Here is a 13,664-nt window from a genome sequence, read left to right on the forward strand (position 1 = left end):
ACTTCCACCCGATCGGGCTACAGAACCCGCTCAGGGGTGCCCGTCGTCAATCGAACGCGGAGGTCAGCTCCTGCGCACACCGTCCGCGAGCTCGCCCGCCAGCGCCCGTACGGCCTCCAGCCCGGCCGGCAGGTCCGGCGCCTCCAGCAGCAGCTTCACGAAGGCCGAGCCGACGATCACACCGTCCGCGAATCCGGCGACCTCCTTCGCCTGGACGGCGTTGGAGACGCCCAGGCCGACGCAGACCGGCAGGTCGCTGGTGGCGCGGGTGCGGCGCACCAGGTCCTCGGCCTGGTTGCCGACCGACTCGCGGGTTCCGGTGACGCCCATCAGCGAGGCGGCGTAGACGAAACCGGAACCTGCGGCCGTGATGGTGGCCAGGCGTTCGTCCTTGCTGCTGGGGGCCACGACGAAGACGGTCGCGAGACCGTGCTCGGCCGCGTGCTCGCGCCACAGCGCGGACTCCTGGACCGGCAGGTCGGGGAGGATGCAGCCCGCGCCGCCCGCCGCCGCCAGCTCGGCGGCGAACCGCTCGACGCCGTAGCGGTCGATGGGGTTCCAGTACGTCATCACCAGGATCGGGGCCCCGGTGGCCTCGTGCGCCTCGCGCACGGTGCGCAGCACGTCTGCGATCTTGACGCCGCCGCGCAGGGCGATGTCGTCGGCGGTCTGGATGATCGCGCCGTCCAGGACCGGGTCGCTGTGCGGGAGGCCGATCTCGACGACGTCCGCGCCGCCCGCGAGGACGGCCTTGACCGCCTCGATGGCCCCGTCCACGGTGGGGAAGCCCGCCGGGAGGTAGGCGACGAGGGCCGCGCGGTCCTCGGACTTCGCCTTGGCGAGGGTGTCGCTCAGCAGTTGGATGTTGCCGCTCACTTCGACTCCCCCTCGCCGTCGTACAGCCCGAAGTAGCGGGCCGCCGTGTCCATGTCCTTGTCGCCGCGACCGGACAGGTTGACGACCAGCAGGCCGTCCTTGCCGAGCTCCTTGCCCACGTCGAGGGCGCCCGCGAGGGCGTGTGCCGACTCGATGGCCGGGATGATGCCCTCGGTGCGGGAGAGCAGGCGCAGGGCCTGCATCGCCGCGTCGTCGGTGACCGCGCGGTACTCGCCGCGGCCGGAGTCCTTGAGGTAGGAGTGCTCCGGGCCGATGCCGGGGTAGTCCAGTCCGGCCGAGATGGAGTACGGCTCGGTGATCTGGCCCTCCTCGTCCTGGAGGACGTAGCTGCGGGAGCCGTGCAGGATGCCCGGCTCGCCCGCGGTCAGGGTGGCCGCGTGCTCGCCGGTCTCGACGCCGTGCCCGGCGGGCTCGAAGCCGATCAGGCGGACGTCGGCGTCCGGGATGAAGGCGTGGAAGAGGCCGATGGCGTTGGAGCCGCCGCCGACGCAGGCCAGGGCGGCGTCGGGCAGCCGGCCGGCGCGCTCCAGGATCTGGCGGCGGGCCTCGACCCCGATGACCCGGTGGAAGTCGCGGACCATGGCAGGGAAGGGGTGCGGGCCGGCGACGGTGCCGAAGAGGTAGTGGGTCTGGTCCACGTTGGCGACCCAGTCGCGGAACGCCTCGTTGATGGCGTCCTTGAGGGTGCGCGAGCCCGAGGTCACGGCGATGACCTCGGCGCCCAGCATCCGCATCCGGGCCACGTTCAGGGCCTGGCGCTGGGTGTCGATCTCGCCCATGTAGATGGTGCAGTCGAGGCCGAAGAGGGCGCACGCGGTGGCGGTGGCCACGCCGTGCTGGCCGGCGCCGGTCTCGGCGATGACGCGGGTCTTGCCCATGCGCTTGGTGAGCAGCGCCTGGCCCAGCACGTTGTTGATCTTGTGCGAGCCGGTGTGGTTGAGGTCCTCGCGCTTGAGGAAGATCCGGGCGCCGCCGGCGTGCTCGGCGAACCGGGGCACCTCGGTGAGGGCGCTGGGCCGGCCCGTGTAGTTGACCATCAGGTCGTTGAGCTCGGCCGCGAAGGCCGGGTCGTCCTTGGCCTTGTCGTACTCGACGGCGACCTCGTCCACGGCGGCGACGAGCGCCTCGGGGATGAACTTGCCGCCGAAGTCGCCGAAGTAACCCTCGGCGTTGGGGGTGTGACCCTCCGGGTCCGGAATGAAGAACGAGGTGCTGGACATGGCCAGTACTCCTACGGGTGCGATGGGATGGATGCACCGTATTGCGCCGCCGGTCCGCGGTACGCGCACCCCGCTGCGGGAGCGGGTGCGGGCGTGGTCGGACGGCGGCCCGCGCCCGGAGCCGGCGGCTCGGGACGGCGGACCGTACGGGGGTGCCGCGCGGCGCGGTACGTCAGTCGGCGTACCGGGCCGGGACAGCCCTCGTCACAGCGCTTCGCCTGGTGCGCCATCGCATGCCGTTGACCTGACCGGGCTCGGAGCCGATCACGTACCGCACCCGCCGCCCGTGGACGCGCCGGGCCGGGGCGCGGCAGCCGCGGGGGCGGCAGCCGCGCGCCAGGGGCGCGTGCGCCGTCGGCACGCCGGCCGGGCCGTGGCCCGATCGGGTGCGGACGGAGGGACGGTGGGGGGCCATGGGGACGGGTCAGCTCCGCCCGTGCCGCAGGGCGGGGTGGGCGCCGGCGGCGACGAGGTCGGCCACGGCCGCCTTCGGGTCGCGTCCGGTGACCAGGGACTCCCCGACGAGGACGGCGTCGGCGCCCTCGTTCGCGTAGGCGATGAGGTCGTGCGGGCCACGGATGCCGGACTCGGCGATCTTGACGATGTGGTCCGGGATCTCGGGGGCGACGCGCTCGAAGGTGGCGCGGTCGACCTTGAGGTCCTTGAGGTTGCGGGCGTTGACGCCGATGATCTTGGCGCCGGCGGCGACCGCGCGCTCGACCTCCTCCTCGTCGTGGACCTCGACGAGCGGGGTGAGGCCGATGGACTCGGCCCGCTCGATGAGGGAGACGAGGGCCTCCTGCTCCAGCGCCGCGACGATCAGCAGCGCGAGGTCGGCGCCGTAGGCGCGGGCCTCCCACAGCTGGTACGCCGTGACGATGAAGTCCTTGCGCAGGATCGGGATGTCCACGCGGGCGCGGACGGCCTCCAGGTCGGCCAGCGAGCCGCCGAAGCGGCGCTGCTCGGTCAGGACGGAGATGACCGCCGCCCCGCCCGCCTCGTAGTCGGCGGCGAGCCCGGCCGGGTCCGCGATGGCGGCCAGCGCGCCCTTGGAGGGGCTGGAGCGCTTGACCTCGCAGATCACCTTGACGCTGTCGCCGCGCAGGGCCGCGACACCGTCCTTGGCCTGGGGCGCCTTGGCGGCACGCTCCTTGAGCTCGTCGAGGCTGACGCGAGCCTGCCGTTCGGCAAGGTCTTCGCGGACCCCTTCGATGATCTCGTCGAGCACACTCACGCGAGCGGCCCCCTTCCGGGTCGATGACGGTCGGCCGCCTTGCAGACACGTATCACCGCAAGGTCAGCACTCAAATGGTATCCGCAGGTCGCCGTGGCCTCCGCACGGACGTGTCGGTGTCCCAGTGACTGGACATCCGCGATCCGCTCTCCGTCCGGGCCCTGCCCGGGCCCCGCCCGGGCGTCAGGGCGCCAGGGCGGATCCGAAGGGAAGATTCCGGATGACGGAAAAAACCAGCGCCACCGCTCCGATGACCCACCAGTACCGCGGCTGCGGGGCGAACCGGGGAGCGGGAGCGCCGCGGTAGGCCCGTACGAGCCACAGGGCCATGAAGACGGCGAAGCCGAAGTAGCCGACGACGGCCATGGCGTTCGCCCCGAGGGCGGTGACGAGATCGCCGTGGGCGAACGCGTGGGCGCTGCGCAGCCCGCCGCAGCCGGGGCACAGCACGCCGGTCAGCCGGAACAGCGGGCAGACCGGGTAGTGGCCGGGCTCGTTGGGGTCGACGGTGCCCACGTACGCGAAGGCCCCCACGACCGAGGCCAGCGTGAACGCCGGGAGCGCGAGCCGCCGGGCCCTGGAGACCTGCCCGGGCGCTGCGGACGGCGCGGGCGCGGGCATCGCGGGCGCGGAGTTCACCGGCGCGGGCGGCACCGGCGCGGGCGGCACCGGCGCGCCGTCGGGGGTGCGGGGGGAGGCGTCCACCAGCTGATTCTCTCCGGTCATGACAAAAGGCGCAGCCCGACGGGCCGCGCCTTTCGAATGCGGACTCAGACCTTCGCGGTGGCCTTGTTGGCGGCGATGACGACGGCGAGGTCGTCGTGGGCGGCCTTCGGCGCACCCATGCCCGCGGCCTTCATGGCCAGGCCCACGACACCGCCGAGTGCGACGACGACCAGGCCGGCCCAGAAGCCGACCGGGTTCGCGAGCACCATGAAGGCGCCGGAGACGCAGAAACCGATGAAGGCGATGATGACACCGGTCCAGGCGGCCGGGGTGTGTCCGTGGCTAGTGCCCGCCATGAGTTGCTCCTCGTTGATCTGTCTGATCTGTCGCACGTGCTGTGTCGAACGCTCGGTGTCATTGTCCCGCACGGGGCGGGGTCGCCGTCCACGGGGGTCACGGACGGTGTCAGGCACCGTCCGGGCGGCGAGTGGGGTCCTCGCCCCGGTCCAGAGCCTTCCACAAGTCCTCCGGCCGGTCCGGGTCCACCGCGACCGGTTTGCGCGTCCGGGGGCTGCCGTCACGCTCGTAGCGGCCGCCCATCGCGGGCCAGGCACGGCCGAACCGCAGGGCCAGCAGCCCCGCGAGCAGGATCAGGACGGCTCCGGAAGCCGTGACGTACGGCCACGCCGTATGGCTCAGTCCCATCACCTGCGCGGCGGTGTCCGCGGTGGTGCGGGCGGCCTCGGCGTCCAGCGCCTTCCGGTCGTCGGCCCCGGCCACCGCCGCCAGGGCGGCGCCCAGGCCGCTCAGCGCGAGCAGCGCGGAGACCAGCAGCCGGCCCTTGCCCCGGACGGCGAACACCGCGACGAGGGCGGCGAGGCCGACGATGGCCAGCGCCGCCGGGAGCCCGGTGACGGCGCGCCCGTCCGCCGCCAGCGGGAGGGAGCCGTCGCCGACGGCGGCGCTGCCCCGGGCCCAGACCCGGCCGGAGGCGAGCAGGACGACGGTGGCGCCCAGCGCGCCGCACAGCAGGGCGACGGCCACGCTGCGGCGGCCGGCGCGGCCGGCCGGGCTTTCGGTGGCCTCGGCCTCGGACCCGGACACGGGGTCCGGCTCGGGCGCGGCATCGTTTCGGGGCGGGGGTACGGCACTCACGTACCCCACTATCCCCTACGCCCTCAGGCTCCGTGGAGGCGGTTCGCCGCTCCGACGGCGCGGAGCACGGCGGCCGCCTTGTTGCGGCACTCCGCGTCCTCCAGCTCGGGCACCGAATCGGCGACGACCCCGGCGCCGGCCTGTACGTACGCCGTGCCGTCGCGCAGCAGCGCGGTGCGGATCGCGATGGCCGTGTCCGAGTCCCCGGCGAAGTCGAGGTACCCGACGCAGCCCCCGTACAGGCCGCGGCGGGAGGGCTCCAGCTCCTCGATGATCTGCATGGCGCGCGGCTTGGGCGCGCCGGAGAGGGTGCCGGCCGGGAAGCAGGCGGTGAGGACGTCGAAGGCGGTCTTGCCCTCGGCGACCCGCCCGGTGACGGTGGAGACGATGTGCATGACGTGGGAGTAGCGCTCGATCGACATGAAGTCGACGACCTCCACCGAGCCCGGTTCGCAGACCCGGCCGAGGTCGTTGCGGCCCAGGTCGACGAGCATGAGGTGCTCGGCGCGCTCCTTGGGGTCGGCCATCAGCTCCTCGGCGAGCTCGTGGTCCTGCTGCGGGGTGGCGCCGCGATGCCGGGTGCCGGCGATCGGGTGGACCATGGCCCGCCCGTCCTCGACCTTGACGAGCGCCTCGGGGCTGGACCCGACCACGTCGAAGCCGTTCTCGAAGCGGAAGAGGTACATGTACGGGGACGGGTTGGTGGCCCGCAGCACCCGGTAGACGTCCAGGGCGGAGGCGTGGCAGGGGGTCTCGAACCGCTGCGAGGGCACCACCTGGAAGGCCTCGCCGGCGCGGATGCGCTCCTTCACGTCCTCCACGGCGGCCTGGTACTCCGCGCCGCCCCACAGCGCCGAGAACTCGGGGAGCTCGGAGGCGGGCAGCGGGGTGGGCGCGTAGGGCGCGGGCCGCGCGAGGTCGGCCTCCATGGCGTCGAGGCGGGCGACCGCGTCCGCGTACGCCTCGTCCACGCCGGTGTCGAGGTCGTTGTGGTTGATCGCGTTGGCGATGAGCTGGACGGTGCCGTCCCAGTGGTCCAGGACGGCCAGGTCGGAGGTGAGGAGCATGGTCAGCTCGGGCAGCTTGAGGTCGTCCTCGGTGTGCTCGCCGATGCGCTCCAGGCGGCGGACGATGTCGTAGCCGAGGTAGCCGACCATGCCGCCGGTGAAGGGGGGCAGTGTCCCGCCGAGGACCGCGGCGAGGTCGCGGGGGGTGTGCAGGGCCTCGACGGTGGCGCGCAGGGCGTCGAGCGGGTCGCCGTCGGTGGGTACGCCGACGGGCGCGGCCCCGATCCAGTGCGCCTGCCCGTCGCGGACGGTCAGGGTCGCGTCGGAGCGCACGCCGACGAAGGAGTAGCGCGACCAGGAGCGGCCGTTCTCGGCGGACTCCAGCAGGAAGGTGCCGGGGCGTTCGGCGGCCAGCTTCCGGTAGAGCCCCACGGGGGTGTCCCCGTCGGCCAGCAGTTTGCGGCTGACGGGGATGACGCGGCGGTCGACCGCGAGCTTGCGGAACGTCTCAAGATCCATGGTGCGGGTCCCTGGCTAGTCGGCGTCGCTGAGGAGGACATCGGCGTCGAAGCAGGTGCGGGTGCCGGTGTGGCAGGCGGCTCCGACCTGGTCGACCTTGACGAGCACGGTGTCGGCGTCGCAGTCGAGGGCGACGGACTTCACGTGCTGGAAGTGGCCGGAGGTGTCCCCCTTGACCCAGTACTCCTGGCGGCTGCGCGACCAGTACGTGCAGCGGCCGGTGGTCAGTGTGCGGTGCAGGGCCTCGTCGTCCATCCAGCCGAGCATCAGCACCTCACCGGTGTCGTACTGCTGGGCGATGGCCGGGACCAGACCGTCCGCGGACCGCTTGAGGCGGGCGGCGATGGCGGGGTCGAGGGAGGACGTACTCATGGGGGACATTGTGCCGCGCCGCGGGCCGGGATATGGATCTCCGTCCGCCTGATGGGCGCCGCCCCGGCGGTGCCGGCCGTAGGCTGGCCCGCATGTCTACCCATGCGAAGCGCGAACGCCTCCTGCTGGCGGACCTGTTGGAGGCGGTGGGGCCGCAGGCGCCGACGCTGTGCGACGGCTGGCGGGCGCGGGAACTGGCGGCGCACGTGGTCGTCCGGGAGCGTCGCCCGGACGCGGCGGGCGGTCTGCTGCTGAACGTGCTGAAGGCGCGCCTGGACAAGGCGATGGAGGAGTACACGGCCAAGCCGTACGAGGAACTGGTCCGGCTGATCAGGACCGGCCCGCCGAAGATGTCGCTGTACTCGCTGAAGCAGATCGACGAGGCGGCGAACGCGGTGGAGTTCTACGTCCACGCCGAGGACGTCCGGCGCGCCCAGCCGGACTGGTCGCCGCGGGAGCTGGACCCGGTGTTCTCGGACGCGCTGTGGTCCCGCCTGGAGAAGCTGGCCCGCCTGACGGGCCGCCGCTCCCCGGTGGGCCTGGTGCTGCGCCGCCCGAACGGCCAGACCTCGGTGGCGCACAAGGGCACCCCGGTGGTGACGGTCACGGGCGATCCGGGTGAGCTGACCCTGTTCTGCTTCGGCCGCCAGGACGCGGCGGCGGTCGAGCTGGACGGCCCGCCGGAGGCGATCGCGAAACTGACGGTGGCCGAACTCGGCATCTGACCCGGCCCCGGCCCGGCGGCCCGCACCACGGGCCGCCCCGCCCGCGCCCGGCCCGGCCGGGGTGGGGAAGCAGGCCCCGGCCCGACCGGTGGTGCGGGGTCAGCGGACCGGGTGGCCCGCCTCCCGCAGCGTGTCCTTGACCTGCCCGATGCGCAGGTCGCCGAAGTGGAACACGGACGCCGCGAGCACCGCGTCGGCGCCCGCGTCGATGGCCGGCGCGAAGTGTTCCAGCCTGCCCGCGCCGCCGGAGGCGATCACCGGGACGGTGACGTGCTTGCGGACGGCCGCGATCATCTCGGTGTCGTAGCCGTCCTTGGTGCCGTCGGCGTCCATCGAGTTCAGCAGGATCTCCCCGGCGCCCAGCTCGGCCGCCCGGTGCGCCCACTCGACCGCGTCGATGCCGGCGCTCTGCCGGCCGCCGTGCGTGGTGACCTCGAAGGAACCCGAGGCGGTGCGCCGCGCGTCCACCGACAGCACCAGCACCTGCCGGCCGAAGCGCTCGGCGATCTCGCGGATGAGGTCGGGGCGGGCGATGGCGGCGGTGTTGACGCCGACCTTGTCCGCGCCGGCCCGCAGCAGCTTGTCCACGTCGTCCGCGGTGCGGACGCCGCCGCCCACGGTCAGCGGGATGAAGACCTGCTCGGCGGTGCGCCGCACCACGTCGTAGGTGGTCTCGCGGTTCCCGGAGGACGCGGTGATGTCGAGGAAGGTCAGCTCGTCGGCGCCTTCGGCGTCGTACAGCTTGGCCATCTCCACCGGGTCGCCGGCGTCGCGCAGGTTCTGGAAGTTGACGCCCTTGACGACCCGGCCGTTGTCCACGTCCAGGCAGGGGATCACCCGTACGGAGAGGCTCATGCGGACGCCTCCCCGTACGCCTCGACCTCCACCTCGACGACCATGCCGGGGTCGACGAAGCCGGAGACGATGAGCATCGTCGCGGCGGGGCGGACGGAGTCGAAGAGCTGCTTGTGGGCGCGGCCCACCTCGTCCACGTCGCGGGCGTGGGTGAGGTACATGCGGGTGCGCACCACGTCCTCGGGGCCGAGGCCGGCCTGGGCGAGGGCCTTGAAGGCGACGTCGAAGGCCGCGACGGTCTGGTCGTACGGGCCGCCCGCGTCGCCCGCGGTGCAGCCGGAGACGAGGACGAGCCCGTTCGGGAGCCGCACGGCGCGGGAGTAGCCGATGACGTCCTCGTAGGGGCCGCCGGAGGAGATACGACGTACGGAACTCATGCGGAGACCACCTTCAGGGCTTCTTCCAGGGTGAAGGCCTTGGCGTACAGGGCCTTGCCGACGATCGCGCCCTCGACGCCCTGCGGCACCAGCGCGGCCAGCGCCCGCAGGTCCTCCAGCGAGGAGATGCCGCCGGAGGCGACGACGGGCCGGTCGGTGGCGGCGCAGACGTTCTTCAGCAGCTCCAGGTTGGGGCCGGTCAGCGTGCCGTCCTTGCCGATGTCGGTGACGACGTAGCGGGCGCAGCCCTCGGAGTCCAGGCGGGCCAGGGTCTCGTACAGGTCCCCGCCCTCGCTGGTCCAGCCGCGGCCCTTGAGGGTGGTGCCGCGTACGTCGAGACCGACGGCGATCCGGTCGCCGTGCTCGGCGATGGCCTTGGCGGCCCATTCGGGGGTCTCCAGCGCGGCGGTGCCGAGGTTGACCCGGGTGCAGCCGGTGGCGAGGGCCGCGGCGAGCGAGGCGTCGTCGCGGATGCCGCCGGACAGCTCGACCTTGATGTCCATGGCGCCGGTGATCTCGGCGACCAGGGCCCGGTTGTCACCGGTGCCGAAGGCGGCGTCGAGGTCGACCAGGTGCAGCCACTCGGCGCCGGAGGCCTGCCAGGCGAGGGCGGCCTCCAGCGGGGAGCCGTAGGAGGTCTCGCTCCCGGACACGCCGTGCACGAGGCGGACGGCCTGCCCGTCGCGGACGTCGACCGCGGGGAGGAGTTCCAGCTTGTTGACGGGCATCAGAGGGTCTCGATCCAGTTGGTGAGGAGCTGGGCGCCGGCGTCGCCGGACTTCTCGGGGTGGAACTGGGTGGCCCACAGGGCCCGGTTCTCCACCGCCGCGACGAAGGGCTCGCCGTGCGTGGCCCAGGTGACCTTGGGGGCGCGGATCGCCGGGTTGGTGACCTCCAGCTCCCAGCTGCGGACCGCGTACGAGTGCACGAAGTAGAAGCGGGAGTCGGCGTCCAGGCCCTTGAAGGCCTGGCTGTCGGCCGGGGCGTCCACGGTGTTCCAGCCCATGTGGGGGACGACCGGGGCGCGCAGCGGCTCGACCGTGCCGGGCCACTCGTCGAGGCCCTCGGTCTCGACGCCGTGCTCGATGCCGCGCTCGAAGAGGATCTGCATGCCCACGCAGATGCCCATGACGGGGCGGCCGCCGGAGAGCCGGCGGCCGATGATCCAGTCGCCGCGGACGTCCTTGAGGCCCCGCATGCAGGCGTCGAAGGCTCCTACGCCGGGGACGAGGAGGCCGTCCGCGTCCATGGCCTTGTCGTAGTCGCGGGTGATCTCGACGTCCGCGCCGACGCGCGCGAGGGCGCGCTCGGCGGAGCGGACGTTGCCGAAGCCGTAGTCGAAGACGACGACCGTCTTGGTGGGGCGGGCTGCGCTCATTCCCAGATTCCTTGGATTCGCAGGACTCCGGCGGCGAGACACATCGCGGAGCCGATGGCGAGCAGGATGACGACCGATTTCGGCATCTGCTGCTTCTGGAAGGAGTAGACGCCGCCGGCCAGGAACAGGCCGACGACGATCAGGATGGTGTTGAGGCCGTTCACGACTAGAGGGCGCCCTTCGTGGAGGGCAGGATCCCGGCCGCGCGCGGGTCGAACTCGGCGGCGTAGCGCAGGGCCCGGGCGAGGGCCTTGAACTGGCACTCCACGATGTGGTGGGCGTTGCGGCCGTACGGGACGTGGATGTGCAGGGCGATCTGGGCCTGCGCCACGAAGGACTCGAAGATGTGCCGCGTCATCGTCGTGTCGTACGAGCCGATCATCGGCGCCATGTTCTCGGGCTCGGTGTGCACGAGGTACGGGCGGCCGGAGAGGTCGACGGTCACCTGGGCGAGGGACTCGTCCAGCGGGACGGTGCAGTTGCCGAAGCGGTAGATGCCCACCTTGTCGCCGAGGGCCTGCCGGAAGGCGGCGCCGAGCGCGAGGGCGGTGTCCTCGATGGTGTGGTGGGTGTCGATGTGCAGGTCGCCGTCGGTCTTGACCGTGAGGTCGAAGAGGCCGTGGCGGCCGAGCTGGTCGAGCATGTGGTCGTAGAAGCCGACGCCCGTCGAGACGTCGACCTTGCCGGTGCCGTCGAGGTTTATCTCGACGACGACCGAGGTCTCCTTCGTGGTGCGCTCGACCCGTCCGATGCGGCTCATGCCTGCTGCTCCTTCTTCAGTGCGCGAACCGCTTCCAGGAACGCGTCGTTCTCTGCCGGGGTGCCCGCGGTGACCCGCAGCCAGCCGGGTACGCCGTTGTCACGGACCAGGACGCCCTGGTCGAGGATCTTCTGCCAGGCGGTGTGCGCGTCCTCGAACTTCCCGAACTGGATGAAGTTCGCGTCGGACTCGGTGACCTCGTAGCCGATGGCCCGCAGCTCGGCGACGAGGCGGTCCCGCTCGGCCTTGAGCTGCTCCACGTAGCCGAGCAGGGTGTCGGTGTGCTCCAGGGCGGCCAGCGCGGTCGCCTGGGTGACGGCCGACAGGTGGTACGGCAGGCGCACCAGCTGGACGGCGTCGACCACGGCGGGGTGCGCGGCCAGGTAGCCCAGGCGCAGTCCGGCGGCGCCGAAGGCCTTGGACATGGTCCGGGAGACCACCAGGTTCGGGCGGCCCTCGATCAGCGGGAGGAGGGAGTCCCGGTGGCTGAATTCGACGTACGCCTCGTCGATGATGACCAGGGAGGGTTTGGCCGCCTGCGCGGCCTCGTAGAGGGCGAGGACCGTCTCCGCCTCGACCGCGGTGCCCGTGGGGTTGTTGGGCGAGGTGATGAAGACGACGTCGGGCGCGTGCGCGGCGATCGCCTGCTCCGCCGCCTCCACGTCCACGCGGAAGTCCTCCCGGCGCGGGCCGGAGATCCAGTCCGTGCCGGTGCCGCGCGAGATCAGCGCGTGCATGGAGTACGAGGGCTCGAAGCCGATCGCGGTCCGGCCGGGCCCGCCGAAGGTCTGGAGCAGCTGCTGGATGATCTCGTTGGAGCCGTTGGCGGCCCAGACGTTCTCCGTCGCCACCGGGTGCTTGCCGGTCCGGGTGAGGTAGGCGGCCAGCTCGGTCCGCAGCTCGACCGCGTCCCGGTCGGGGTAGCGGTTGAGGGTGCGGGCGGCGTCGGCGACGCGCTCGGCGATGCGGCGCACCAGCTCCTCGGGGAGCTCGTACGGGTTCTCGTTGGTGTTCAGCTGGACGGGCACGTCGAGCTGCGGGGCGCCGTACGGGGTCTTGCCCCGGAGTTCCTCGCGGATGGGGAGGTCGTCGATGCCGGTCATGACCGCGGGACCTTCCATCCGAAGCGCGCCTTCAGGGCGGCGCCGTGCGCGGGCAGGTCCTCGGCCTCGGCCAGGGTGACCACGTGGTGGGTGACCTCGGCGAGGGCGTCGCGCGTGTAGTCGACGATGTGGATGCCGCGCAGGAACGACTGGACGGACAGGCCGGAGGAGTGGCAGGCGCAGCCGCCGGTGGGCAGCACGTGGTTCGACCCGGCGCAGTAGTCGCCGAGCGAGACGGGGGCCCACGGGCCGACGAAGATCGCGCCGGCGTTGCGCACCCGGGCGGCCCAGGCGGCGGCGTCGGCCGTCTGGATCTCCAGGTGCTCGGCGCCGTACGCGTCGACGACCTTGAGCCCGGCCTCCAGGCTGTCGACCAGCACGATCGCGGACTGCTTGCCCGCGAGCGCCGGCTTGATCCGGTCCTCGACGTGCTTGGTGGCCGCGACCTGCGGCTCCAGCTCGCGCTCGACGGCGTCCGCGAGCTCCGCGGAGTCCGTGACGAGGACGGCGGCGGCCAGCGGGTCGTGCTCGGCCTGGCTGATCAGGTCGGCGGCGACGTGCACCGGATCGGCCGTGGCGTCCGCGAGGACCGCGATCTCGGTGGGGCCGGCCTCGGTGTCGATGCCGATCTTCCCGGTGAAGTAGCGCTTGGCGGCGGCGACCCAGATGTTGCCGGGGCCGGTCACCATGTTGGCGGGCGGGCACTCTTCGGTCCCGTACGCGAACATCGCCACGGCCTGGGCCCCACCCGCCGCGTACACCTCGTCGACCCCGAGCAGCGCGCACGCGGCGAGGATCGTCGGGTGCGGCAGGCCGCCGGCCGGGTCTCCTTCGAAAGCGGGCTTCTGCGGCGGGGACGCGAGCGCGATCGACTCGACGCCCGCCTCCTGCGCCGGGACGACGTTCATGACGACCGACGACGGGTACACGGAACGGCCGCCCGGGGCGTACAGCCCCACGCGCTCGACCGGAACCCACTTCTCGGTCACGGTGCCGCCGGGGACCACCTGGGTGGTGTGCTCGGTGCGGCGCTGCTCGCGGTGCACGATCCGGGCCCTGCGGATGGACTCCTCCAGGGCGGCGCGGACGGCCGGGTCCAGCTCTTCGAGGGCGGTCTTCAGCGCCTCGGCGGGCACCCTGACCTGCTCCAGCTCCACCCCGTCGAACTTCCGCGCGTACTCGATCAGCGCCGCGGTGCCACGATGATGGACGTCCTCGCAGATGGGCCGCACCTTCTCCAGGGCAGCTTCTACGTCGAACTCGGCACGGGGCAGCAGATCGCGCAGGGCGCCGCCCTCGGGGAGGGCGTCACCGCGCAGGTCGATACGAGAGATCACCTCCCAATTCTCTCAGACCGCCTCGCGCCACCGTCCGCCCGTATCACTGGCTGATACAC

At 72.6% G+C, this 13,664-nt stretch carries 18 protein-coding genes; 1 reads left to right on the forward strand and 17 read right to left on the reverse strand.

The features are described 5' to 3' along the window. Positions 1–63 precede the first annotated feature (63 nt). The 9 genes from trpA to hisI all read right to left on the reverse strand — a co-directional run bounded on the left by trpA (position 64) and on the right by hisI (position 7,079). Positions 64–876, reverse strand: a complete 813-nt coding sequence (gene trpA, locus EES41_RS11105; RefSeq protein ID WP_123077697.1) for a tryptophan synthase subunit alpha — start codon at positions 874–876, stop codon at positions 64–66. After that, positions 873–2,117, reverse strand: a complete 1,245-nt coding sequence (gene trpB, locus EES41_RS11110; RefSeq protein ID WP_123077699.1) for a tryptophan synthase subunit beta — start codon at positions 2,115–2,117, stop codon at positions 873–875. Before trpB ends, trpA begins: the two co-directional genes overlap by 4 nt. 172 nt (positions 2,118–2,289) lie before the next feature. Continuing rightward, positions 2,290–2,532 carry a tryptophan biosynthesis modulator TrpM gene (trpM, locus tag EES41_RS42920; protein WP_073774408.1) on the reverse strand — a complete coding sequence of 81 codons (243 nt, stop codon included), beginning with the start codon at positions 2,530–2,532 and terminating at the stop codon, positions 2,290–2,292. 9 nt (positions 2,533–2,541) lie between these two features. Further along, positions 2,542–3,351 carry an indole-3-glycerol phosphate synthase TrpC gene (gene trpC / locus EES41_RS11120; RefSeq protein ID WP_037797442.1) on the reverse strand — a complete coding sequence of 270 codons (810 nt, stop codon included), beginning with the start codon at positions 3,349–3,351 and terminating at the stop codon, positions 2,542–2,544. Between the two features lie 183 nt (positions 3,352–3,534). Further along, entirely contained in the window at positions 3,535–3,972 is a 438-nt protein-coding gene (locus tag EES41_RS11125; RefSeq protein ID WP_254211750.1) for a DUF2752 domain-containing protein, read from the reverse strand. A 149-nt stretch (positions 3,973–4,121) separates the two neighbouring features. Beyond that, the gene (locus EES41_RS11130; protein WP_037797444.1) at positions 4,122–4,373 is read right to left on the reverse strand and encodes an HGxxPAAW family protein; all 252 of its coding nucleotides are present in this window, start codon (positions 4,371–4,373) and stop codon (positions 4,122–4,124) included. A 109-nt stretch (positions 4,374–4,482) separates the two neighbouring features. Next, entirely contained in the window at positions 4,483–5,121 is a 639-nt protein-coding gene (locus tag EES41_RS11135) for a TIGR02234 family membrane protein (protein ID WP_123077703.1), read from the reverse strand. 74 nt (positions 5,122–5,195) lie between these two features. Further along, positions 5,196–6,698, reverse strand: coding sequence for an anthranilate synthase component I (locus EES41_RS11140; RefSeq protein WP_123077705.1), 1,503 nt, complete (start codon positions 6,696–6,698; stop codon positions 5,196–5,198). A 15-nt stretch (positions 6,699–6,713) separates the two neighbouring features. After that, positions 6,714–7,079: a phosphoribosyl-AMP cyclohydrolase gene (gene hisI, locus EES41_RS11145; protein WP_123077707.1), complete on the reverse strand. Its 366-nt coding sequence runs from the start codon at positions 7,077–7,079 to the stop codon at positions 6,714–6,716. 83 nt (positions 7,080–7,162) lie between these two features. On the opposite strand from hisI, the gene EES41_RS11150 reads away from it, so the two are divergent. Continuing rightward, a complete protein-coding gene (locus EES41_RS11150; RefSeq protein ID WP_123077709.1) occupies positions 7,163–7,795 on the forward strand; it encodes a TIGR03085 family metal-binding protein in 633 nt (210 codons plus the stop codon). 99 nt (positions 7,796–7,894) lie between these two features. Here EES41_RS11150 and hisF read toward each other — a convergent pair whose 3' ends face one another. From hisF to hisD, 8 genes are read right to left on the reverse strand one after another with little or no spacing between them, the layout of a single operon-like run. Further along, complete coding sequence (hisF, locus tag EES41_RS11160) at positions 7,895–8,650, reverse strand: imidazole glycerol phosphate synthase subunit HisF (RefSeq protein ID WP_008738612.1); 756 nt, start codon at positions 8,648–8,650, stop codon at positions 7,895–7,897. After that, positions 8,647–9,027, reverse strand: a complete 381-nt coding sequence (locus EES41_RS11165) for a RidA family protein (protein WP_123077711.1) — start codon at positions 9,025–9,027, stop codon at positions 8,647–8,649. The genes hisF and EES41_RS11165 overlap by 4 nt, the downstream gene beginning before the upstream one ends. Beyond that, positions 9,024–9,755 (reverse strand): bifunctional 1-(5-phosphoribosyl)-5-((5-phosphoribosylamino)methylideneamino)imidazole-4-carboxamide isomerase/phosphoribosylanthranilate isomerase PriA, encoded by a 732-nt coding sequence (gene priA, locus EES41_RS11170; protein WP_008738616.1) that lies wholly within the window; start codon positions 9,753–9,755, stop codon positions 9,024–9,026. The genes EES41_RS11165 and priA overlap by 4 nt, the downstream gene beginning before the upstream one ends. Next, the gene (hisH, locus tag EES41_RS11175; RefSeq protein ID WP_073774413.1) at positions 9,755–10,405 is read right to left on the reverse strand and encodes an imidazole glycerol phosphate synthase subunit HisH; all 651 of its coding nucleotides are present in this window, start codon (positions 10,403–10,405) and stop codon (positions 9,755–9,757) included. The genes priA and hisH overlap by 1 nt, the downstream gene beginning before the upstream one ends. Next, complete coding sequence (locus EES41_RS41360) at positions 10,402–10,569, reverse strand: hypothetical protein (protein WP_037791482.1); 168 nt, start codon at positions 10,567–10,569, stop codon at positions 10,402–10,404. Before EES41_RS41360 ends, hisH begins: the two co-directional genes overlap by 4 nt. Positions 10,570–10,571: 2 nt before the next feature. After that, the gene (hisB, locus tag EES41_RS11180; RefSeq protein ID WP_008738630.1) at positions 10,572–11,165 is read right to left on the reverse strand and encodes an imidazoleglycerol-phosphate dehydratase HisB; all 594 of its coding nucleotides are present in this window, start codon (positions 11,163–11,165) and stop codon (positions 10,572–10,574) included. Further along, the gene (locus EES41_RS11185) at positions 11,162–12,268 is read right to left on the reverse strand and encodes a histidinol-phosphate transaminase (RefSeq protein ID WP_123077713.1); all 1,107 of its coding nucleotides are present in this window, start codon (positions 12,266–12,268) and stop codon (positions 11,162–11,164) included. The genes hisB and EES41_RS11185 overlap by 4 nt, the downstream gene beginning before the upstream one ends. Beyond that, positions 12,265–13,605 (reverse strand): histidinol dehydrogenase, encoded by a 1,341-nt coding sequence (hisD, locus tag EES41_RS11190; protein WP_123077715.1) that lies wholly within the window; start codon positions 13,603–13,605, stop codon positions 12,265–12,267. The genes EES41_RS11185 and hisD overlap by 4 nt, the downstream gene beginning before the upstream one ends. Between the last annotated feature and the right edge of the window lie 59 nt (positions 13,606–13,664).

Source organism: Streptomyces sp. ADI95-16, from assembly GCF_003721495.1.
Lineage (GTDB): Bacteria > Actinomycetota > Actinomycetes > Streptomycetales > Streptomycetaceae > Streptomyces > Streptomyces goshikiensis.

Excerpts from the sequence above, each read along its gene's own strand:
- trpB (WP_123077699.1), bottom strand. The coding sequence starts at position 2,117 with ATGTCCAGCACCTCGTTCTTCATTCCGGACCCGGAGGGTCACACCCCC.
- trpM (WP_073774408.1), bottom strand. The coding sequence starts at position 2,532 with ATGGCCCCCCACCGTCCCTCCGTCCGCACCCGATCGGGCCACGGCCCG.
- EES41_RS11125 (WP_254211750.1), bottom strand. The coding sequence starts at position 3,972 with ATGCCCGCGCCCGCGCCGTCCGCAGCGCCCGGGCAGGTCTCCAGGGCC.
- EES41_RS11130 (WP_037797444.1), bottom strand. The coding sequence starts at position 4,373 with ATGGCGGGCACTAGCCACGGACACACCCCGGCCGCCTGGACCGGTGTC.
- EES41_RS11140 (WP_123077705.1), bottom strand. The coding sequence starts at position 6,698 with ATGGATCTTGAGACGTTCCGCAAGCTCGCGGTCGACCGCCGCGTCATC.
- hisI (WP_123077707.1), bottom strand. The coding sequence starts at position 7,079 with ATGTCCCCCATGAGTACGTCCTCCCTCGACCCCGCCATCGCCGCCCGC.
- EES41_RS11150 (WP_123077709.1), top strand. The coding sequence starts at position 7,163 with ATGTCTACCCATGCGAAGCGCGAACGCCTCCTGCTGGCGGACCTGTTG.
- hisF (WP_008738612.1), bottom strand. The coding sequence starts at position 8,650 with ATGAGCCTCTCCGTACGGGTGATCCCCTGCCTGGACGTGGACAACGGC.
- EES41_RS11165 (WP_123077711.1), bottom strand. The coding sequence starts at position 9,027 with ATGAGTTCCGTACGTCGTATCTCCTCCGGCGGCCCCTACGAGGACGTC.
- priA (WP_008738616.1), bottom strand. The coding sequence starts at position 9,755 with ATGCCCGTCAACAAGCTGGAACTCCTCCCCGCGGTCGACGTCCGCGAC.
- hisH (WP_073774413.1), bottom strand. The coding sequence starts at position 10,405 with ATGAGCGCAGCCCGCCCCACCAAGACGGTCGTCGTCTTCGACTACGGC.
- hisB (WP_008738630.1), bottom strand. The coding sequence starts at position 11,165 with ATGAGCCGCATCGGACGGGTCGAGCGCACCACGAAGGAGACCTCGGTC.
- EES41_RS11185 (WP_123077713.1), bottom strand. The coding sequence starts at position 12,268 with ATGACCGGCATCGACGACCTCCCCATCCGCGAGGAACTCCGGGGCAAG.